Annotated in this window: 17 protein-coding genes; 10 read left to right on the top strand and 7 right to left on the bottom strand. The window is 73.5% G+C overall.

All coding sequences use genetic code 11. The features are described from left to right. Positions 1-179 precede the first annotated feature (179 nt). The 3 genes from AB0910_RS15115 to AB0910_RS15105 all read left to right on the top strand — a co-directional run bounded on the left by AB0910_RS15115 (position 180) and on the right by AB0910_RS15105 (position 3,901). The gene (locus tag AB0910_RS15115; protein ID WP_366745034.1) at positions 180-2,006 is read left to right on the top strand and encodes an acyl-CoA dehydrogenase; all 1,827 of its coding nucleotides are present in this window, start codon (positions 180-182) and stop codon (positions 2,004-2,006) included. 220 nt (positions 2,007-2,226) lie between these two features. Beyond that, on the top strand, positions 2,227-3,540 hold the full coding sequence (locus tag AB0910_RS15110) for a M18 family aminopeptidase (protein ID WP_366745033.1): 1,314 nt from the start codon (positions 2,227-2,229) through the stop codon (positions 3,538-3,540). A 136-nt stretch (positions 3,541-3,676) separates the two neighbouring features. Further along, positions 3,677-3,901: a DUF6458 family protein gene (locus AB0910_RS15105; RefSeq protein ID WP_345644555.1), complete on the top strand. Its 225-nt coding sequence runs from the start codon at positions 3,677-3,679 to the stop codon at positions 3,899-3,901. A 42-nt stretch (positions 3,902-3,943) separates the two neighbouring features. Here AB0910_RS15105 and AB0910_RS15100 read toward each other — a convergent pair whose 3' ends face one another. After that, complete coding sequence (locus tag AB0910_RS15100; RefSeq protein ID WP_366745032.1) at positions 3,944-5,839, bottom strand: NHL domain-containing thioredoxin family protein; 1,896 nt, start codon at positions 5,837-5,839, stop codon at positions 3,944-3,946. Between the two features lie 119 nt (positions 5,840-5,958). Here AB0910_RS15100 and AB0910_RS15095 point away from each other — a divergent pair, with 119 nt between their 5' ends. After that, the gene (locus AB0910_RS15095) at positions 5,959-6,453 is read left to right on the top strand and encodes an LURP-one-related family protein (RefSeq protein WP_366745031.1); all 495 of its coding nucleotides are present in this window, start codon (positions 5,959-5,961) and stop codon (positions 6,451-6,453) included. Positions 6,454-6,565: 112 nt separating this feature from the next. Here AB0910_RS15095 and AB0910_RS15090 read toward each other — a convergent pair whose 3' ends face one another. Together AB0910_RS15090 and AB0910_RS15085 are read right to left on the bottom strand one after the other, a co-directional pair. Next, on the bottom strand, positions 6,566-7,813 hold the full coding sequence (locus tag AB0910_RS15090; protein ID WP_366745030.1) for an MFS transporter: 1,248 nt from the start codon (positions 7,811-7,813) through the stop codon (positions 6,566-6,568). 268 nt (positions 7,814-8,081) lie between these two features. After that, positions 8,082-8,603, bottom strand: coding sequence for a MarR family transcriptional regulator (locus AB0910_RS15085; RefSeq protein ID WP_366745029.1), 522 nt, complete (start codon positions 8,601-8,603; stop codon positions 8,082-8,084). A 93-nt stretch (positions 8,604-8,696) separates the two neighbouring features. On the opposite strand from AB0910_RS15085, the gene AB0910_RS15080 reads away from it, so the two are divergent. Then, entirely contained in the window at positions 8,697-9,260 is a 564-nt protein-coding gene (locus AB0910_RS15080; RefSeq protein ID WP_366745028.1) for a YceI family protein, read from the top strand. Between the two features lie 116 nt (positions 9,261-9,376). On the opposite strand, the gene AB0910_RS15075 is transcribed toward AB0910_RS15080, so the two are convergent. Continuing rightward, a complete protein-coding gene (locus AB0910_RS15075; protein ID WP_366745027.1) occupies positions 9,377-10,189 on the bottom strand; it encodes a carbon-nitrogen family hydrolase in 813 nt (270 codons plus the stop codon). Positions 10,190-10,380: 191 nt separating this feature from the next. Here AB0910_RS15075 and AB0910_RS15070 point away from each other — a divergent pair, with 191 nt between their 5' ends. After that, complete coding sequence (locus AB0910_RS15070; protein WP_366745026.1) at positions 10,381-11,205, top strand: maleylpyruvate isomerase family mycothiol-dependent enzyme; 825 nt, start codon at positions 10,381-10,383, stop codon at positions 11,203-11,205. Between the two features lie 70 nt (positions 11,206-11,275). Here AB0910_RS15070 and AB0910_RS15065 read toward each other — a convergent pair whose 3' ends face one another. From AB0910_RS15065 to AB0910_RS15055, 3 genes are all read right to left on the bottom strand, one after another. Further along, complete coding sequence (locus AB0910_RS15065; RefSeq protein WP_366745088.1) at positions 11,276-12,610, bottom strand: MFS transporter; 1,335 nt, start codon at positions 12,608-12,610, stop codon at positions 11,276-11,278. A gap of 23 nt (positions 12,611-12,633) precedes the next feature. Then, complete coding sequence (locus AB0910_RS15060; RefSeq protein WP_366745025.1) at positions 12,634-13,296, bottom strand: GntR family transcriptional regulator; 663 nt, start codon at positions 13,294-13,296, stop codon at positions 12,634-12,636. Between the two features lie 162 nt (positions 13,297-13,458). Continuing rightward, the gene (locus AB0910_RS15055) at positions 13,459-14,412 is read right to left on the bottom strand and encodes an ABC transporter substrate-binding protein (protein WP_366745024.1); all 954 of its coding nucleotides are present in this window, start codon (positions 14,410-14,412) and stop codon (positions 13,459-13,461) included. Between the two features lie 841 nt (positions 14,413-15,253). Between AB0910_RS15055 and AB0910_RS15050 the strand changes: the two genes are divergently transcribed. From AB0910_RS15050 to AB0910_RS15035, 4 genes are all read left to right on the top strand, one after another. Continuing rightward, positions 15,254-18,520: an ATP-binding protein gene (locus AB0910_RS15050; protein ID WP_366745087.1), complete on the top strand. Its 3,267-nt coding sequence runs from the start codon at positions 15,254-15,256 to the stop codon at positions 18,518-18,520. Further along, positions 18,507-18,977, top strand: a complete 471-nt coding sequence (locus tag AB0910_RS15045) for a roadblock/LC7 domain-containing protein (RefSeq protein WP_366745086.1) — start codon at positions 18,507-18,509, stop codon at positions 18,975-18,977. The genes AB0910_RS15050 and AB0910_RS15045 overlap by 14 nt, the downstream gene beginning before the upstream one ends. A gap of 106 nt (positions 18,978-19,083) precedes the next feature. After that, positions 19,084-19,485 carry a DUF742 domain-containing protein gene (locus AB0910_RS15040; RefSeq protein WP_366745085.1) on the top strand — a complete coding sequence of 134 codons (402 nt, stop codon included), beginning with the start codon at positions 19,084-19,086 and terminating at the stop codon, positions 19,483-19,485. Further along, positions 19,436-20,098, top strand: coding sequence for an ATP/GTP-binding protein (locus tag AB0910_RS15035; RefSeq protein WP_366745023.1), 663 nt, complete (start codon positions 19,436-19,438; stop codon positions 20,096-20,098). The genes AB0910_RS15040 and AB0910_RS15035 overlap by 50 nt, the downstream gene beginning before the upstream one ends. Positions 20,099-20,103 lie beyond the last annotated feature (5 nt).

Here is a 20,103-nt window from a genome sequence, read left to right as displayed (position 1 = left end):
GGGGGTGCGGGGGAGCCGTGTCACACCTCGCCGCCCGGGGTTGCCCTTATTACTCGCGGGTAGCATCATCGGAGGTGCTGGACCCGACGCTGGAAGCCGGAGCACGCAGAACCGGCATACATGTCTGAGGAGCCCTCCCCACTCCGGGCCTCCTCGTGAGTCTTTACGGAGCCATGGCCATGGGGCACTACAAGTCCAACCTCCGCGACATCGAGTTCAACCTCTTCGAGGTGCTCGGCCGGGAGAAGCTGTACGGCAGCGGTCCCTTCGCCGAGATGGACGTGGAGACCGCGCGGAGCATCCTCTCCGAGGTCACCCGCCTCTCCGAGCACGAGATCGCCGCGTCCTACGCCGACGCCGACCGCACGCCGCCGGTCTACGACCCCGAGAAGGGCACGGCGCCGCTGCCCGCCGCCTTCAAGAAGTCCTACGACGCCTTCATGCGGTCCGAGTACTGGCGGCTCGGCCTGCCCGAGGAGATCGGCGGCACCACCGCGCCGCGCTCTCTGATCTGGGCCTACGCGGAGCTGGTGCTCGGCGCCAACCCGGCCGTGTGGATGTACTCCTCGGGCCCCGCCTTCGCCGGGGTCCTCTTCGAGGAGGGCACCGAGGAGCAGAAGAAGATCGCCGCGCTCGCCGTCGAGAAGCAGTGGGGCTCCACGATGGTGCTGACCGAGCCCGACGCGGGCTCCGACGTCGGCGCCGGCCGCACGAAGGCCGTCGAGCAGGAGGACGGCTCCTGGCACATCGAGGGCGTGAAGCGGTTCATCACGTCCGGTGAGCACGACCTCTCCGACAACATCCTCCACTACGTGCTCGCCCGCCCCGAGGGTGCGGGACCCGGCACCAAGGGCCTCTCCCTCTTCCTCGTGCCGAAGCACCACTTCGACCCGGAGACCGGCGAGCTGGGCGAGCCCAACGGCGTCCGCGCCACCAACGTCGAGCACAAGATGGGCCTCAAGGTCTCCAACACCTGCGAGATGACCTTCGGCGGCGACGTGCCCGCCAAGGGCTGGCTGGTCGGCGGGAAGCACGACGGCATCCGGCAGATGTTCCGCGTCATCGAGTTCGCCCGGATGATGGTCGGCACGAAGGCCATCGCCACCCTCTCCACCGGCTACCTGAACGCGCTGGAGTACGCCAAGGAGCGCGTGCAGGGCCCCGACCTCGCGCAGTTCACCAACAAGGCGGCGCCGAAGGTCACCATCACCCACCACCCCGATGTGCGCCGCTCGCTGATGACGCAGAAGGCGTACGCGGAGGGCATGCGCGCCCTCGTCCTCTACACGGCCGCCGTGCAGGACGAGATCGCGCAGAAGGAGGCCGAGGAGGAGGACGCCACCGCGCTGCACGGCATCAACGACCTGCTGCTCCCCGTCGTCAAGGGCTACGGCTCCGAGAAGTCGTACGAGCAGCTCGCGCAGTCGCTCCAGACCTTCGGCGGCTCCGGCTACCTCCAGGAGTACCCGGTCGAGCAGTACATCAGGGACGCGAAGATCGACACCCTCTACGAGGGCACCACGGCCATCCAGGGCCAGGACTTCTTCTTCCGCAAGATCGTCCGGGACCAGGGCACGGCGCTGAACACGCTGGCCGAGGAGATCAAGCAGTTCCTCGCGGTCTCCACCGGCGGCACCGACCTCGCCACGGCCCGCGAGTCGCTCGCCCGGGCGGCGTCCGACCTGGAGGCCATCGTCGGCACGATGCTCACCGACCTCACCGCGACCGGCGAGGACGTGAAGAACATCTACAAGGTCGGCCTCAACACCACCCGGCTGCTGATGGCCGCGGGCGACGTGATCGTCGGCTACCTGCTGCTGCGCGGCGCCGCGGTCGCCACCGAGAAGCTGGAGACGGCGTCCGCCAAGGACGTGCCCTTCTATCAGGGCAAGATCGCCGCGGCGAAGTTCTTCGCGGCGAACGTCCTGCCGGGCGTCGGCGTGGAGCGGCGCCTCGCGGAGAGCGTCGACCTCGGGCTGATGGAGCTGGACGAGGCGGCGTTCTGACGGTCGCGCCACCGCACCCGCCGCCAGGGGTGCCTCTCCCGCGCAGGGAGGGGCACCCCTGGCGTGCGACCGTTCGGCCCCGCGGTACTCGGGAATATGCAACCTTCCTCTGTATCGCCGTGTTTTGACGGATTCGTCACCCCCTCCGGAAGCTGCACCGCCGCCACATGAAACCGCGAGGGCGGCGGTACGGCCGTCACGCGTCGTTATGGTGAACCACATGAGCACTCCCGCCCACCGCCCGCAGCCCCGGTTCGACCGCGGCCACACCGACGATCTGATGGCCTACCTCGGTGCCTCGCCGTCCCCGTACCACGCGGTGGCGAACGCCGCGGCACGGCTGGAGAAGGCCGGCTTCCGCCAGGTGGCGGAGACCGACGCCTGGGACGCGGCCGCGGGCGGCAGGTACGTGGTGCGCGGCGGCGCGCTCATCGCCTGGTACGTGCCGGAGGGCGCGGGGGCGCACACCCCGTTCCGGATCGTGGGCGCCCACACCGACTCCCCGAACCTGCGGGTCAAACCCCTCCCGGACACCGGCGCGCACGGCTGGCGGCAGGTGGCCGTGGAGATCTACGGCGGCGCGCTGCTCAACACCTGGCTCGACCGCGACCTCGGCCTCTCCGGGCGGATCACCCTGCGCGACGGCAGCACCCGCCTCGTCACCGTCGACCGGCCGCTGCTCCGGGTCCCCCAACTCGCCGTCCACCTCGACAGATCCGTCAACACCGACGGGCTGAAGCTGGACCGCCAGCGCCATATGCAGCCCGTCTGGGGCCTCGGCGAAGCGCACGAGGGCGACCTGATCAGCTTCGTCGCCGACGAACTGGACGTCGACGCCGCCGACATCGTCGGCTGGGACCTGATGCCGCACCCCGTCGAGCCGCCCGCCTACCTGGGCCGCGACCGCGAACTCGTCGCCGGGCCCCGGATGGACAACCTGCTCTCCGTGCACGCGGCGACCGCCGCCCTCGCCTCCGCCGTGACGACGACCGGCAAGGACCTGCCGTACATCCCCGTGCTCGCCGCCTTCGACCACGAGGAGAACGGCTCGCAGTCCGACACCGGCGCGGACGGGCCGCTGCTCGGCACCGTGCTCGAACGCTCCGTGCTGGCCCGCGGCGGCACCTTCGAGGACCGCTCGCGCGCCTTCGCCGGCACGGTCTGCCTCTCCTCCGACACCGGCCACGCCGTCCACCCCAACTACGCCGAGCGGCACGACCCGACGCACCAGCCGCGCGCCAACGGCGGCCCCATCCTCAAGGTCAACGTCAACATGCGCTACGCGACGGACGGTTCGGGCCGCGCCGTCTTCGCCGAGGTGTGCGAGCGCGCCGGCGTGCCCTGGCAGGCCTTCGTCTCCCACAACGCGATGCCCTGCGGCACGACCATCGGCCCGATCACCGCGGCCCGGCACGGCATCACCACCGTCGACATCGGCGTGGCGATCCTCTCGATGCACAGCGCCCGCGAACTGTGCGGCGCCGACGACCCGTTCCACCTGGCCAACGCCCTGACGGCGTTCCTCGAAGGCTGAGTCCGCAGGCCCGCCCGCCGGTGGCGGACGGGGCTGACGCGACGGCAGAGCCCCCCGCCCGCATGCCTGTTCGCCCCCTGGGTACCCGACGTCAAGGCCCTGAAAGGCCACCACTCGGCATCAGGAGGCGGTACTCATGGGCATCGGCGGATGCATCGCACTGATCGCGATCGGCGCGATCCTGACCTTCGCGACCGACTGGCACATGAAGGGTGTCAACCTCGACCTGGTCGGGGTGATCCTCATGGCCGTGGGCGTCATCGGCATCGCCACCTTCACCAGCATCGCGCGCCGCAGGCGCGGGGCCATCGTGGAGGAGACCGTGGTGGACCGCGACCACCACCACGGCCCGATCCTCTGACCCGCGGGCCGCGCGGCGGCTTTTCTCATGCGTCAGGTTTTCTCATGCGTCAGGGCCGCCGCCGGCGGCCCGATCGGCAGGTCCGCCGTCCGCGGTCCCGTCGGGCGCGCTGTCCATCCCGGCGAGCACCAGGCCCAGGCGGCCGGTGCCGCCGGGCACGACGCGGACGGGGACGCCCCAGTCCTGCTGGTGGACGTGGCACGCCGGGTACTCGATGTCCGGCGCGTCGTCGCAGGACGCGGCCATCGCGGACACGTGCAGCACGCCCTCGGTGATCCCCTCGGCGAGCACCAGGTCGCGGGTGAGGTCCGTGCCCGCGCCCTCGCCCTTCGCCAGCAGCTCAGGCGGGGTCGACGAGACCAGCAGCCGGGTCGAGGGGCCGTAGCGGGTGTCCAGCTTCTGGCCCGTCGGCGCGGTGAAGACCACGTCGAGCCGGACCGTGCCGGGCGCCACGTCGGTGGCGGCCCGCCGGGTGCGGTGCGCGACGGACTCGACCCGCACCGCCTCCTCGGGCAGGCGCAGCCGGGTCAGCCGGTGCCTGCCCGACTCGACCACCACGATGTCCGCACCGGCGAGCACCGCGCCCGAGGGCTCCCGCAGGTCCGTGGCGAGCGTGCTGACCTCGCCGGTCGCCGGGTCGTAGCGGCGCACCGCGTGGTTGTACGTGTCGCTGAGCGCGAGCGAGCCGTCCGGCAGCGCGGTGACGCCCAGCGGGTGCTGGAGCAGCGCCTGCACGGCCGGTCCGTCGCGGTGCCCGAAGTCGAACAGGCCGAGCCCGACCGCCGTGCCGACGCGGTACGAGCCGTCCTCGGCGCGCTCCACGTACCGCAGGGCGCTGTTCTCGGAGTCCGCGACCCACAGCCGGTCCCCGGCCACCGCGAGCCCGGACGGCTGGGCGAACAGCGCCTCGTCCGCCGGGCCGTCCACCAGGCCCTCGCCGGTCGTACCCGCCACCGCCTCGACGGTGGCCGTCGCCGGGTCGTACGTCCACAGCTGGTGCACCCCGGCCATCGCGATCCACAGCCGGTCCTGCCACCAGGCGACGTCCCACGGCGACGACAGCGGGACCTCGGTCGCCGGGCCCGAGGTCGGGGACTCGTGCCACCACCACTGCTTGCCGGTGCCCGCGATCGTCGCGACCTCCCCGGTCGCCGGGTCGTACGAGCGCAGCGCGTGGTTCACGGTGTCGGCGACGGCGACCGTGCCGTCCGGCAGCAGCGCGAGACCCTGCGGCTCGCAGAAGGAGCCGGGCCCGAAGCCGCGCTCGCCGCTGCCGACGCGCCGCAGCACGGTCTCGCCGTCCGCCGCCAGCTCGACCAGCTGGTGGCGGGTGGTGTCGGAGACGAGGAAGGTGCCGCTGCCCGGCAGGACCAGGGCCTTGCCGGGGAAGCGCAGATCGGTCGCGACCGGCTCGGGCTCGACATACGGGCCGTCGCCGCGCCGCAGCGTGCCCTTCGCCTCGTGCTCCGCCTCCAGCTCCGCCACCAGCCGCTCGATGGCGTGGGTGTGTCCCTCGCCCGCGTGCTGGGCCACGATGTAGCCCTCGGGGTCGATCACCACGAGCGTGGGCCACGCGTGCACCGCGTACTGCTTCCACGTGACGAGCTCCGGGTCGTCCAGCACGGGGTGGCGCACCTCGTAGCGCTCGACGGCGTCCACCACGGCCGCGTGGTCCGCCTCGTGCACGAACTTCGGCGAGTGCACCCCGACGACCACGACGGTGTCCCTGTGCTTCTCCTCCAGCTCCCGCAGGGCGTCCATGGCGTGCAGGCAGTTCACACAGCAGAACGTCCAGAAGTCGAGGACGACGATGCGCCCCCGCAGGTCGGCGAGGGTGTACGAGACGCCGCCCGTGTTCAGCCAGCCGCCCTTGCCGGTCAGCTCGGGCGCACGCAGACGGGCCCGCCGGGGGGCGGGTGCGGAGGTCGGGTTGTCCATGACGTCAAGGGTGCCATGTCGGCCGGTGCGGCCGGGATCGCGTGCCCTGATGCCCCCAAGGGGCGGGCGGGGCCGGACGTTTCACGTGAAACCGAACCCGGCAGGGTAGCGATGGAGCTATGAAATATCAGGTGAGGGACCGGATCTTCGGGATCGGCGACGACTACTGGATCACGGACGAGCACGGCCGCAAGGCGTTCCTGGTGGACGGCAAGGCGCTGCGGCTGCGCGACACCCTGGAGATCAAGGACGCGTCGGGGCAGGTGCTGATCACGCTCCGGGAGAAGATGTTCAGCCTCCGGGACGCGATGACGATCGAGCGCGACGGAGAGGCGCTGGCGACGATCCGCAGGAAGCGGCTGTCCCTGCTGCGCAACCACTACCGCGTGAGCCTCGTCGAGGGCACGGAGCTGGACGTCAGCGGGAAGATCCTCGACCGCGAGTTCGCCGTCGAGTACGACGGCGAGCTGCTGGTGGAGGTCTCCCGCCGCTGGCTGTCGGTGCGGGAGACGTACGGCGTGAACGTGGTCCGCGAGGACGCGGACCACGCGCTGCTGCTCGCGGTCGCGGTGTGCGTGATCCGCATGGCGGAGAAGGAGCGCGAGGACCACTGAGGAGCGCTGCGGAGGCGCCCCGGCCCTGGCCCGCCGGTCCGATCGGTTCGGTCCCGGCGGCGCCGCGTGCGGTGCCCCGGCCCCGGGGCGCGCCCCGGGGCCGGGGCCGGGCTCAGGGCGCCGTCGAGCCCTCCTGGGCGGGCGCGGGCGCCGCGGCCGCCTCGCCCCCGGCGTGGGCGCGGTCCGGCACGGACGAGGCGACCACCTCGGAGCGGCGCGAGGTGCGGTCCATCAGGCCGCCGGTGAACGCGAGGCCGAGACCGGCCAGCGCGAGGGCGGCGCCGACCAGGGTGGGCGAGGCCCAGCCCCAGCCCGCCGAGATGACGAGGCCGCCGAGCCAGGCGCCGCCCGCGTTGGCGAGGTTGAACGCGGAGTGGTTGGACGCGGCCGCCATGGTCGGGGCCTTGTCCGCCTTGGCCATGAGCAGCATCTGCACGGGCGTGGTGATCAGGGCGCTCAGGGCGCCGACGACGGTGATGGTCACCAGCGCGGGCACCGTGCTGTGGACGGCGAAGTAGAAGGCGATGAGCGCCGCGGCGAGCAGGACGAGCCCCGCGTACAGCGTGGGCCGCAGCGCCCGGTCGGTGAGCGGGCCCGCGACGAGGGTGCCGAGCGTCATGCCGACGCCGAACAGCGCGAGGACCAGTGTGGTGGACGAGTCGGAGATGCCCGTGAGGTGGGTGAGCATCGGCACCAGGTAGCTGTAGACGGCGAAGAAGCCGCCGAAGCCGACGACCGCCGTGAGCAGGCCGATCGCGACCTGCTTGTTGCCCATGGCGCGCAGCTCGTGCCGGATGCCCGAGTGCTGCCCGCGCGGCTGGTGCGGGACGAGGAACGCCAGCGCGGCGAACGCGAGGAGCCCGATGACGGCGACCGCGACATAGGCGTAGCGCCAGCCGAACTGCTGGCCGAGCGCGGTGCCCGCGGGCACGCCGACGATATTGGCGACCGCCAGGCCGAGGAACATGGTGGAGACCGCGCGGGCCGCGCGCTCGGGCGCGACGAGCCGGGAGGCGACGACCGCGCCGACGCCGAACAGCGCGCCGTGCGGCAGCCCCGCGAGGACCCGCGCGGCGAACAGCAGGCCGAAGTTGGGCGCGAGCGCGGAGGCCGTGTTGCCGACGATGAACAGGGCGGACAGGAGCAGCAGCAGCCGCTTGTGGGGGATGCGCGCACCGATGCCGGTCAGCAGCGGTGCGCCGACGACGACGCCGAGCGCGTAGGCGGAGACGAGGTTGCCCGCGTGCGGCACGGAGACGCCGACCCCGTCAGCGATCTGGGGCAGCAGCCCCATCGTGACGAACTCGGTCGTGCCGATGCCGAACGCGACGACAGCCAGGGCCAGCAGAGCCAGTGGCATGGCGCAGGGGAGCCTTCCGGGAGGAGGTGCGGTGGTCGGGTCGGTCCGCGCGCCACGCAGTCGGTGCGCGGGCGGCGGCGCGGGGCGGCGCCGTGGCGCCGCGGTTGTCGTTGTGCGGGGCGGGCGGGGCCTCGTCGCCCGCGCACACCAGAAGGAGGGCCGGCCTGCGGCCCCTGGTGAGTGCAGCGCCTGCGGGCGGCCCGGCATTCCTGCCGTCCGCGGCCGGTCCGAGTGACCTGTGTCGCAGTGCGCCGGGGCGGCCGGGGCGTCAGGCGGAGGCGTTCAGCTCGTGTTCGAGCAGGCCCATGGCCTTGACGAAGGTGGCGCGCTCGTCGGGGCTGAGTTGCTGGAGCGCCCGCATGATGGGTGCCGTGGCCCCCTCGAGCCAGGCCGCCACCAGCGATTCGCTGCCCGGCACGATCCGCAGCAGGGTGCGGCGGCGGTCCGCGGGGTCGGGGGAGCGCTCGGCGAAGCCGACGCGTTCGAGGTCGGCGACGAGGCCGCTGACCGTGGCCGCGCTCAGGTCGAGCGCGGTGGCGAGCGCGCCGGCGGTGACGCCCTTGTTCTCCTGGATCAGCGCGAGCGCGGAGCCGTGGGTGGGGCCGAGGGGCACGCCGTCCAGGACGATCGGCCCCGAGGGCCTGCGGCGCAGACCGCGGGTGATGCGGGGCAGCAGCTGGATGATCTTGCGCATGCCCTCGTGCGCCGAGCAGCCGGTCTGCGCGGGGGCCGGGTCCGCGTCCGGTGCCGTCGCCGCGGGGTGCGTGCCCTGCGCGCGGTTCGCCTTCACCTGGCCGATTGTAGTGAACCTTTTAGTTCGGAGCATCAAACAGTTATGCTGACCGAACTAACCAGCCGGGTTCCGCCCGAAGGAGAAGCCGCCATGCCCCAGTCCCCCCAGACACCTCCCGCGGCGGTGCAGCGCCTCCTCGCGGACGGCGCGGCCGCCGGCGCGTGGCAGCTCGACCCCGCGGCCACCACCGTGCGGATCACCAGCAAGTCCATGTGGGGCCTCGTCACCGCGCACGGGACGTTCGGCGAGGTGGCGGGCGAGGGCACGCTGGGCGCGGACGGCGCGGTCGAGGGCCGGCTGACCCTCGGCGCCGGGTCGCTCGACACCGCGAACGCCAAGCGCGACAAGCACCTGCGGTCGGCCGACTTCTTCGACGTGGACAACCACCCCGAGATCGTGGTGCGGGTGGGCGGCAGCGTGGACGGCGCCACGGCGGACGGGCTGCCGCTGAGCGCGGAGGCCACCGTGAAGGGCGCGACGCGGGTGCTGCCGGTGACGGCCACGGTCACCCCCGAGGGGAGCGGGACCGACGCGGTGCGCCTGACCGTGCGCACGGTCGTGGACCACCGGGAGTTCGGGATCGTGTGGAGTCCGATGGGCATGATGAGGCCGCACACGGACGTGGCGATCGAGGCGCTCTTCCGCCGCGCCTGACGCCCGCCCCGCGCCGGCGCCCCGACCGCCGTGGCGCGGGGGTGCAACCGCGCCGCCGGTGGTGCGGACCGGACGCGCCCGCCACGGCCCGGCGGTCCGGTCCGGACCGGCCCGACTCAGGCCCCCTGCTGCGGGGGCGTGAGGCCGAGACGGCGGTCCTTGAGCGCGGGGAAGCGCTCCCTGGTCCGTGCGACCTCCGTGAGGTCGAGGTCGACCGTGAGGACTTCCTCGTCGGCGCCCGCCTCGGCGAGCACCTCGCCCCAGGGGTCCACGGCGATGCTGTGCCCCGCCTGCGGGACGCCCGCGTGGGTGCCCGCCGTGCCGCAGGCCAGCACGTACGACTGGTTCTCGACGGCACGCGCCCGCGCGAGCAGCGTCCAGTGCGCGCGCCGCCGCTCCGGCCAGCCCGCGGGGACGACCAGCACGTCGGCGCCCGCGTCGACCAGGCCGCGGAACAGCTCGGGGAAGCGGAGGTCGTAGCAGGTCGCGAGGCCGAGCACGGCGCCCGCTGCGGCGACCGTGGTGACCTCGGAGCCCGCGGCCATCAGCGTCGCCTCGCCCTTGTCGAAGCCGAAGCGGTGGATCTTGCGGTACGTGCGCACCAGCCTGCCCTCGGGCGAGATCACCAGCGAGGTGTTGTAGAGCGCTTCGCCCTCAGGGCCCCCGGGCACCCGCTCGACGACGGATCCGCCGTGCAGGAAGACGCCCGCGTCGCGCGCCGCGGGGGCGAGGGCCGCGAGGGTCGGGCCGTCCACCGGCTCGGCCTCGTCGGCAAAAGATTCGTATGCGAATGCGCCCGTGGGCCACAGCTCGGGCAGGACCACGAGGTCGGCGCCGCGCTGCTCCCGTACCAGCGAAGCCACCCTGGCGCGGCGGGAATCGACCGGTTCGTCCGGGTCTGCTGCGATCTGGATGAGGGAGGCGCGCACACTACCACCGTCCTGGCATTCGATCCGTCAACACGGGCCTACGATCGTCACACGAAAGCACTGCCGGGGTGCCTGCGGGCAGCGTAACTTAGGCGCCGAACCTCCCACGCAGCCCGCGCAGCCCGGTGCCAGCCACGTCCGCCACCCGCAAGCAAGACAGCCCGCGAACCGCAGAACCGCCGAGGGGTCCCGTGACCGTCCATCCCAGCCTTCAGAACTACGCAGATGCCTGGACCCACTCCATCGAAGCGATAGCCGCCCTGGTCGGGCCGCTCGCCGAGGGCGACTGGAACAGGCGAACGCCCTGCCCAGGCTGGTCCGTCCGCGACGTGGTCTCGCATGTGATCGGCATGGAGTGCGAGATGCTCGGCGACCCCCGGCCGATCCACACCCTCCCGCGCGACCTGTACCACGTGAAGGACGAGTTCTCCCGCTACATGGAGATGCAGGTGGACGTGCGCCGCCACCACACGTCGCCCGAGATGACGGCCGAGCTCGAGTACACGATCATCCGCCGCAACCGGCAGCTGCGCAACGAGAACCGCGCCCCCGACGCGGTCGTCCGCGCCCCTCTGGGCAAGGAGCAGACCCTCGAAGTGGCGATGCGGATGCGGGCGTTCGACGTCTGGGCGCACGAGCAGGACCTGCGCACGGCGCTCGGCGAGCCAGGCGACCTCGACTCCCTGGGCGCCCAGGTCGCCAGGGACACGCTGCTCGCCGCGCTGCCCAAGGTCGTCGCGAAGAAGGCGGGCGCCCCGCGCAACTCGGCCGTCGTCTTCGACGTGCACGGCCCGGTGGAGTTCATGCGGACGGTGCGGGTCGACGCGGAGGGCCGCGGCACCGTCGACGGCGCGCCCTCGCTCGGGCCCGCCGTCACGCTGGCGCTCGACTGGGAGACCTATGTGCGCCTGGCCTGCGGCAGGGTGCGCGCCGCCGCGGTCGCCGACCGCGTCAAGGTCGACGGGGACCAGGAGCTGGCGGACGCGATCCTGCGCGAGTTCGCGGTCACGCCGTAGCGGCCCCGGGCCTGCCCGCGCCACCGGGCGCGGCGGGCGCGGCGCCAGGGTCCGCGGCGGTGCGGGCGCGTCAGACGGGGACGTGCACCGCCTCCACCTTGCTCGCGACCACGTGGTCGCGCTCGCGCTGCGCCGTACGGGCCCGCAGCCGGAGGATCTGCGTGACGCCCAGGGCTTCGAGGACGAAGACCGAGGCGAACGCGATGCGGTAGTTGTCGCCTGTCGCGTCCAGCAGGACGCCCACGGCGAGCAGCGTCGCCATCGAGGCGGTGAAGCCGCCGATGTTGACGATGCCGGACGCGGTGCCCTGGCGGGCCGGCGGGTTGGCGGGGCGGGCGAAGTCGAAGCCGACCATCGAGGCGGGCCCGCACGCGCCGAGCACCGCGCAGAGCGTGACGAGCAGCCAGGTCGGGTCGTGGGCCCCGGGCCAGGCGATCGCCGCTGCCCACAGCAGCGCCGTGGCGCCCGCGGTGCCGAGCGCGAGCGGCAGCCTCGCCGCGTGGTGGCGAGCGATGACCTGCCCGAAGACCAGGCCGACCACCATGTTCGAGAGCACGACCAGGGTGAGCAGTTCGCCGGCCTCCGCGCGCGAGCGGCCCTGCGCCTCGACCAGGAACGGCAGCCCCCACAGCAGCAGGAAGACCATGCCGGGGAACTGGGTGGTGAAGTGGACCCACATGCCGAGCCGGGTGCCCGGCTCGCGCCAGGTCGCGGCGATCTGCCGCCGCACGTGCCGGATGCCGAGCCCGCCGCGCTCGGTGCGCGGCGGCGGCTCGTGGCCCTCCGGGTGGTCCTTGAGGAACAGCAGCAGCAGGACCAGCACGGCGACCCCGGCGAGCGCGCTGCCCGCGAACGTCGCCGACCAGCCGAGGCCGTGCAGGGTGCGGGCGATCACGACCGTCGAGACGAGGTTGCCCGCCATGCCGAACAGCGCCGCGATCTGCGCGATCATCGGCGCGCGCCGCGCGGGGAACCAGCGGGTGCCGAGCCGCAGCACGCTGATGAACGTCATCGCGTCGCCGCAGCCCAGCAGGGCGCGGGAGGCGAGCGCCGCGGCGTACGAGGGGGAGAAGGCGAAGCCGGCCTGGCCGAGGGTGAACAGCACGGTCCCCAGCACCAGGACCTTCTTCGTGCCGAGGTGGTCGACGAGCAGGCCGACGGGTATCTGCATGCCGGCGTAGACGAGGAGCTGGAGGATCGAGAACGTGGAGAGCGCGGACGCGTCCACGTGGAAGCGCTCCTGCGCGTCGAGCCCGGCGACGCCGAGGCTGGTGCGGAAGATCACCGCGACGAAGTAGACGGCGACGCCGATGCCCCACACCCAGGCGGCGCGGCGGCCGCCCGGCGGGTCGCCCGGCAGGCTGAGCGCGGCGGCCCCGCGGCGCGGCCCCGGCTGCGGAGGCACGGGGGAGGTCGCGGGCGGCTCGCTCACCGGCCCTCCCCGCGCACCAGCGTGGACACCCGGTCGAGATGGCCGCGCACCCGGCTCGCCGCGAGCTCGGCGTCGCCGGATCTGACGGCGTCGAGCAGCTCGGCGTGCTCGGCGATGTTCGCGGCGATCCGGTCGGGGTGCGCCTCAAGCACGGCGACGCCCATCCGCAACTGGCGGTCCCGCAGCCGGTCGTAGAGCTGGGAGAGGATCTCGTTGCCCGCCGTGCGGACGATCTCGGCGTGGAAGGAGCGGTCGGCGGCCGCGGCGGCGGCGAGGTCGCCGGTGACCGCGCACGCGCGCTGCGCGGCGAGGAGCCCTTCGAGCCGGGACACCAGCGCGGCGGGTGCGGGCGCCGCGCCGAGCACCTTGCGCACGGCGAACTCCTCGACCAGCAGCCGGGTCTCCACCACGTCGGAGATCTCCTGTGCCGACACGGCGAGCACGAGGGCGCCCTTCTTCGGGTAGAGCTTGATCAGCCCCTCGACCTCCAGCTTCAGCAGCGCCTCGCGCACGGGCGTGCGGGAGACCCCGACCGCCTCGGCGAGCTCGCCCTCCGTCAGGAGCGTCCCGCCCTCGTAACGGCGCCCGAGCACCCCTTCCTTGACATGGCTGTAGACGCGGTCGGCCGCGGGCGGCCTGCGGACGGACGTGGATGTCATGCGCACACCTTAGATACAACATGGACGCATGCGGTACGGGCGTCCGGGATACGGACGCGTACGCCCCCCGACACACGGCACCGCCGCCCGGGGCAGCCCGGACGGCGGTTGCGGGTGGTGCGGCGGCGCCGCGGCGCGCGGGGGCCTGTGCGGCCCGCGCCGTCAGCTCAGGCCGGCCTTGCCGAGCCACTCCTTGGCGACGGCCAGCGGGTCCGCGTTCTGCGACTGGACCTTGGTGTCCATCTCCAGCAGCGACTGCGTGTCCAGCTTCGCGGAGACCGCGTTGAGCGCGTCGACGCCCTTCTGCGAGAGCTTCGACTTGTAGACGAGCGGCACGACGTTCTCGAAGCCGAACAGGTTCTTCGGGTCCTGGAGGACGACGAACTTGTCCTTCGGGATGCTCGGGTCCGTGGTGAACACGTCGCCCGCCTGGATGTTGTCCGCCTTCAGCGCGGCGATCGTCAGCGGGCCGCCCGCGTCGAGCGCCTTGAAGGACTTGTACGTCTGGCCGTACTCCTGCTTGAGGCCGCTGAGGCCCTGGTGGCGGGTCTGGAACTCGGGCGAGCCGCCGATGACGAGATTCGGCGCCGCCTTGGTGAGGTCGGCGATCGTCGACTTCTTAGTCAGGCCGTACTTCTTCGCGGTCTGCGCATTCAGGACGACGGCGTCCTTGTTCTGCGCGGGCGCCGGCTTCAGCACGGCGAGCTTGGGATCCAGCTTGGCGGTGACGGCCGCCTGCGTGGTCTCGATGGTCTTCGGCGCCGCCTTGGAGTCGAGATAGGCGAGCAGGGCGCCGTTGTACTCCGGGAGGACGGTCAGCGTGCCGTTCTTCATCAGGCCGTACGTGGTCTCGCGGCTGCCGATGTTCGGCTTGTAACTGACCTTGAAGCCCTTGGCCTTGAGCGCCTCGCCGTAGAGGTCGCCGAGGAGGATCGACTCGGCGAAGTTGTTGGAACCGACGACCACGGTGTCGCCGCCTCCCGCGGGCTTCTGGAGCGGGTCGCCTGAGCCCTTGTCGGACGAGGAGGACGAACAGCCCGCCAGCGCTGTGGTGGCGGCGGCCAGGACGGCCGCGGCTGTGAGGGCGCGTCTGCGGCTGTTTCCGATTACGGTCACGTTTGCCAACCTGAGCTTCGGATCGGAGGTGCGGGGAGTGGTGCGTCGGGTGCGGCAGCGGAGCGGGGGAGCACGCCACCCGCACGGGTGCTTGACAACCTCTGCACGCACATGGTGTCGATCCAAGCCAGCGGGCGCCCCGTGCGTCAAGCTTTTCATGTCACTGATTGACATCGGCGGGGGGCGTCAGGCGTCGCCCCGGGAACGGTCGCGGCGCGGGCGCGGGAATGCCTCAGGGGAAGCGATTCCGGGTCCTGTGCGGAACCCGGAGGGAAACCGTCCGGTCGGTCTCGACCGGCTCCGGGGATTCGCGCTCCCATTGACAGGCGCGCAGAGGGAAATTGTTGTCACGCGCAGCCAACTCGGTCTGGTCAATTCTTCCCTGGGGTCGTAGACGCCACCGTGACCCGACTAGATAATCTTCATTCCTCGGACCGGGTCCGCCCTGCGTGGTCCGACTGCGTTAGTTTCCGCCCGCCGATCCGGCCGGAATTTCCGGTCGACGCGCCCTGACCAGTCAGAACGGGCGTACAGCCGAGGAGGCTTGGTGCCCACGCACAGGAGGGCCAAGAAGGACGCCAGGGAGCCCGGGAACCGTTTCGGCGGCCCGGGTGCCCGCGCCGACGAGGCCGCCCGTACGGACACCGCGGAGGGCGCCGCCGGCACCGGGGGCAGGGGCGGGCCCGCCCGCCCGGGCGCCACCGCCGGCAGGGACGGTTCTGCGGGCGCAGGCGCGGCCGGTTTTGCGGGTGGCGCACGGCGCGCGCGGCTGGTGCCGCGGGTGCGGCGCCGCGCCGCGGGCACCCTGGAGCGCTGGCCCTTCCGCCGCAAGTTGAACGCCATGGTCGTCGTGCCCGTCGCCGCGATCGCCGCGATGCTCGCTTACGTCACCTACCAGCAGGTCGACCAGGCGCAGTCGGCCGCCGCGACCTCGCGGCTCGTCCGCAGCAGCCAGGCCGTCGCCGAACTCATCGACGGCCTCCAGAACGAGCACCGCGAGGCGCTCCTGCTCTCCCTGCACTACGAGGCGCGGGTCAGCGGCGACCAGACGCCCGCGACCGCCGGCTACCGGGAGGCGCAGGAGGCCGTGGACGCGCAGGCGCGCGCCGTCTCCTCCGCGTTCGGCGACGACCTGCCGTCCGACGAGGCGGAGGCGCTCAAGGAGATCGGCGGCCTGTCCGCGCTGCGCGAGACCGTCGAGAGCGGGCCGCTGCCCGCCGACAACATCGACCCCGCGTACAGCGCCGCGGTCGACGACCTCATCGACGGACTCGGGCTCGGCGCCTCGGCCAACCAGTCGGCGACGTCGTCGGCGAACGTGCTGGACGCGCTGCTGCGCGCCGACACCGCGCACGCGTCCTTCGAGACCAGCGTGTTCGCGGCCCGCACCGGCGATCCGAACGCCCTCATCGAGTTCACCGGCGCGGTCGGCGAGTACGCCTCATACAGCTATCAGGCCGACCGGTTCACCCGGTATGCGACGACCCGCCAGGGCACGGAGCTCGCCGGCATCGAGCGCAGCGAGCCGCAGAACATCATCGGCCAGCACTACGCGGCGCTCCAGGTCGACCCCGGGTCGCTGGTGGCCGACAAGCCCGCCGACGTCCAGGCCGCCCTGAGCACCGCGCTCGCCTCCGAGCCCGTCTACCTGCGCCAGGCCGACCACCGGCTCCAGATCACCCGCTCGCTGATCGACCAGATCGCGCGCGAGGCGAGCGCCGCTTCCGACGCCGCCTGGTGGCGCGCGGTGGTCCTGGTGGCCGCCGCGCTCGTCGGATTCCTGATCTGGCTCGCGTTCTCCGTGCTGGCGCGGCGCTCCGTGATCCGGCCGGTGCAGGCGCTGACGGCCGCGGCCAAGCGCGTGGCGGGGCTCGCCGAGCGCGAGCTCTCGCGAGTCGCGGACGACGACTCGGTGGACACCGCGCCGCCCCGGCTCGAAGCGGTGCCGGTGCCCGTGCAGGACGAGATCGGCGACCTCGCCTCCGCGTTCAACCAGGTGCAGGCCACGGCGACCGCGCTGCTCGAACGGCAGGTGCTCGGCCGCCGCAACATCGCCGAGATGTTCGGCAACATCGGCCGCCGCGTCTCCAACCTGACGGTGCGACAGCTCACCCTGATCGACGCGATCGAGCGCGGCGAGACCAGCCCCGACGTGCTGGAACGCCTCTACCGCATCGACCACATCGCGGTGCGCCTGCAGCGCAACGCGGAGAGCCTGCTGCTGCTCGCCGGCGTGCGCGACGACAGCCCGGAGACCGGTCCGACCGCGCTCACCGACGTCGTACGGGCCGCGCTCGGCCAGATCGAGGGGTACCAGCGGGTCGCGCCGCGCGCCGAGAACGACGTCAGCGTCATCCCCGACATCGTCGGCGACCTGACGCTGATGCTGGCCGAACTCCTGGAGAACGCGGTGGCGTTCTCGCCGTCCGGCAGCCGCGTCGAGGTCGTGGTGCGCTCGCGCGCCGAGGGCGACGACGAGGACGGCGCGCTGGTCGAGATCGTCGACCACGGCCTGGGGATGAGCCCCGCGCGCCTGGAGGAGGAGAACGCGCGCCTGGTGCGCCGCGAGCGCCTCGACCTGGTGCCGACCAAGGTGCTCGGCCTCTTCGTGGTCGGCGGCCTCTCGCGCCGCTGGGGCGTCCGCGTCACGCTCTCCCGCACGCCGGGCGGCGGCACCACCGCGTCCGTGCTCGTCCCGCCGTCGCTGCTGCTCGCGGGCCCGGTGCCCAAGGTCGGGCCGCGCGCGCTCGCCGCCGTGCCGGACCGCCGCGCCGTGGGCGGCGCCCCGCCGATCGCCATGACGGCCCCGCGCCCGCCCCGGCGCGACGGCGCCGCCGCGCCCGGGGCCACGGCGGCGAACCTCGCCGCGCGCCTCGGCCGGCGCGCGGGCGCACCGGCCCCCGGCGCGTACGCCCCCGGATCCGCGCGCCCGGACGCGGAACGACCCGAGCACGCCGGCGCGCAGCCCCCCGGCGTCCTCCCGCGGCACCCCGACACCCCGCACCCGCACGGGCCCGCCGCGGGCGCACGCCCGGAGCAGCCGCACGGGCCCGGCCCCCGCCAGGACCGGCCGCACGGGCCCGGCCCCGGCGAGCGCCAGGACCGCGCCTACGGCCCCGGCGGCGCCGCCCCCGGTACCGTCCCGGCTGCACGCGGCGGCGCGCCGTACGGCCCCGGTGCGCACCCCGAGCAGCCGTACGGCCCCGGTGGCGGCGCGCGGCCCGGTGAGCCGTACGGACGGGGTACCGGTGGCGGCCCGCGGCCGAGTGAGCCGTACGGGCGCGGGCCCGGCGGCGCGCCTCGTACCGGCGGTGCGCCCCGCGCGCGTGACGGGGCGGCGGGCTCGCCGTTCTCCGCCTTCGGCCGATCGCCGCTGCCGCGCGCAGCACAGGGCCCCGGCGGGCCTGCGGCGCCCGGTGCCGGCGGGCCCGCGGCGCGTGGTCCCGGCGGGCCTGCGGCGCCCGGTGCCGGCGGGTCCGGAGCGTCCGGCGCCGAGCGGTCGGGGGCCGGGGGCGGTGTGCCGCCGCTGCCGCGCCGGGTGCCCCGGCGGGCCGAACCCGATTCCCGACGACCCGCCCCGGACGGCCGTGTGAACCAGCCACCCCACCAGCCACCCTCGGGGCCGCCGCTGCCCCCCGTACGCGCCCAGCTGCCCCAGCAGCCCCAGCCGCCCCGGCGGTACGCCCAGCCCGCGCCCCCGCAGGCGCAGTCGCCCCAGCAGTACGCCCAGCCCCCGCAGGCGCAGCCGCCTCAGGGGTATGGCCCGCAGGCGCAGCCGCCGCAGCGGCCGTATCAGGGGCCGCCCCTTGCGCCCGGGCCCCAGCGCTCCGGGGCCGGGGCGCAAGGGGCGGCCGACGCGCCGCGGCCGCTGCGGCGGCGGGTGCGCGGGGCCACGCTCCAGGGCCGCGGCCCCTACGCCGAGGACCTGCCGCGCCCCGTGCCCAGGGCCTGGCGGCCCGCGGACGCGCAGGCGGCGCGCGACGCCATCGACGAGTTCGAGGCCGGAGTGGAGCGTGCCCACCGCGACAGCGGTCCCGGCGACACCCCCGGCAGACCCGTAGGACCGACAGGTACGACAAGAAAGGCCAGTGACGATGTGGACAGGTGACGCGGGGCAGAATCCGCCGGAGACCAGCGACGTACGTGCCGCAGCGGCGGACTTCACCTGGCTGCTCAACCGGTTCGCGACCGAGACCGCGGGCGTCGTCGACGCGATCGCGGTCTCGTCGGACGGCCTGCTGATCGCGGTGTCGCGCCGCGACGCCCCGGCCGACTCCGAGCGGCTCGCCGCGATCGTCTCCGGCATCACCAGCCTCGCCATGGGCGCGTCGGGCAACTACGGCCTCGGCGGCCTCAACAAGGTGATCATCGACCTGGAGAGCGGGCACGTCCTGGTGTCCTCCATAGGCAACGGCGCCGTGCTCGGCGTGGTCGCGTCGAAGGAGGCCAAGCTCGGCAACATCGCCTACGAGATGACCCTCTTCGCCAACCGGGTCGGCGCGGCACTCAGCCCCCAGCTGGTGCTGGAACTGAAGAACAATGTGGGCGTTTCACCGTCGAGGTGACCGGCCCCCGCCGGTGCCCGCGGGGCCGGGCGGAGCCGGCGGGCCGTACGCACCGGGAAGGATCGCGAAGGTGGCTGGTGACGCAGCGGTCGGAGGGGACGACGAGCTGCCGGAGGCGGCGGACGGCCGCCCGTCCCCCGTGCGGCCCTTCCTGCTGACGGCGGGCCGGGTGGCGGGGACCGCGGGTCCCGGCGCCGGTCCGCCCATTCCGATCGAGACGCAGGTCGTGGCGACGTCCGGCGGCCTCGCCGTCCTGGACAGCTTCGCCTCGGAGCACCGCGACATCATCGCGGCGTGCCGCCGCCCGCAGTCCCTCGCGGAGCTGGCGGCGAAGCTGCGCCTGCATCTGAACGTGGTCCGTGTACTCGCCGACGACCTGCGGGCCCAAGGGCGGCTCCGGGTCTACGTGCCCCGGGCGAACACCGCCCAGGACGCCTCTGTTCTCCGAAGGGTGATCGATGGTCTGCGCACCGTCCCCGACTCCAGGGGGTTCCTCCGTGAAGGCTGACCCGCCGGGCACGGTGGCCGAAGGGGACGACGAGTTCCAGCCGCCGCTGCCCGTGAAGATGGTGATCGCGGGCGGCTTCGGCGTGGGCAAGACCACGACCGTCGCGTCCATCTCCGAGATCGAGCCGCTCACCACGGAGGCCTCCATCACGACGGTCGCCGCGGGGGTGGACGACCTCAGCCACACACCGGAGAAGACGACCACGACCGTCGCCATGGACTTCGGCTGCATCACCATCGACCCGACGCTGAAGCTGTACCTGTTCGGCACGCCGGGGCAGGAGCGGTTCGGCTTCATGTGGGACGACATCGTGGAGGGCGCGCTCGGCGGCCTGGTGATCGTGGACACCCGGCGCCTCGACGACTGCTACGCGGCCGTCGACTACTTCGAGCACCGGGACATCCCCTTCGCCGTCGCGCTCAACGCCTTCGACGGGAAGGTCGAGTACGAACTCGACGAGGTGCGCTGGGCGCTGGACGTCTCCGACCATGTGCCGGTCACGGTCTTCGACGCGCGCGAGCGCGGCTCCGTGCGGGACACGCTGCTCGTGGTGCTCGAACTCGCCCTGGCCCGCGTCGAGGAGGCGGAGGCGCGCGCGGCGACCGAGCCGTGACGCCG

Source organism: Streptomyces sp. NPDC047002 (assembly GCF_040704505.1).
In the GTDB taxonomy this organism is placed as follows: domain Bacteria; phylum Actinomycetota; class Actinomycetes; order Streptomycetales; family Streptomycetaceae; genus Streptomyces.
Note: the sequence above shows the minus strand (reverse complement) of the source record. Positions and strands in the feature narration are given on the sequence as shown.

Excerpts from the sequence above, each read along its gene's own strand:
- AB0910_RS15115 (WP_366745034.1), top strand. The coding sequence starts at position 180 with ATGGGGCACTACAAGTCCAACCTCCGCGACATCGAGTTCAACCTCTTC.
- AB0910_RS15110 (WP_366745033.1), top strand. The coding sequence starts at position 2,227 with ATGAGCACTCCCGCCCACCGCCCGCAGCCCCGGTTCGACCGCGGCCAC.
- AB0910_RS15105 (WP_345644555.1), top strand. The coding sequence starts at position 3,677 with ATGGGCATCGGCGGATGCATCGCACTGATCGCGATCGGCGCGATCCTG.
- AB0910_RS15100 (WP_366745032.1), bottom strand. The coding sequence starts at position 5,839 with ATGGACAACCCGACCTCCGCACCCGCCCCCCGGCGGGCCCGTCTGCGT.
- AB0910_RS15095 (WP_366745031.1), top strand. The coding sequence starts at position 5,959 with ATGAAATATCAGGTGAGGGACCGGATCTTCGGGATCGGCGACGACTAC.
- AB0910_RS15090 (WP_366745030.1), bottom strand. The coding sequence starts at position 7,813 with ATGCCACTGGCTCTGCTGGCCCTGGCTGTCGTCGCGTTCGGCATCGGC.
- AB0910_RS15080 (WP_366745028.1), top strand. The coding sequence starts at position 8,697 with ATGCCCCAGTCCCCCCAGACACCTCCCGCGGCGGTGCAGCGCCTCCTC.
- AB0910_RS15060 (WP_366745025.1), bottom strand. The coding sequence starts at position 13,296 with ATGACATCCACGTCCGTCCGCAGGCCGCCCGCGGCCGACCGCGTCTAC.
- AB0910_RS15050 (WP_366745087.1), top strand. The coding sequence starts at position 15,254 with ATGGTCGTCGTGCCCGTCGCCGCGATCGCCGCGATGCTCGCTTACGTC.
- AB0910_RS15045 (WP_366745086.1), top strand. The coding sequence starts at position 18,507 with ATGTGGACAGGTGACGCGGGGCAGAATCCGCCGGAGACCAGCGACGTA.
- AB0910_RS15035 (WP_366745023.1), top strand. The coding sequence starts at position 19,436 with ATGGTCTGCGCACCGTCCCCGACTCCAGGGGGTTCCTCCGTGAAGGCT.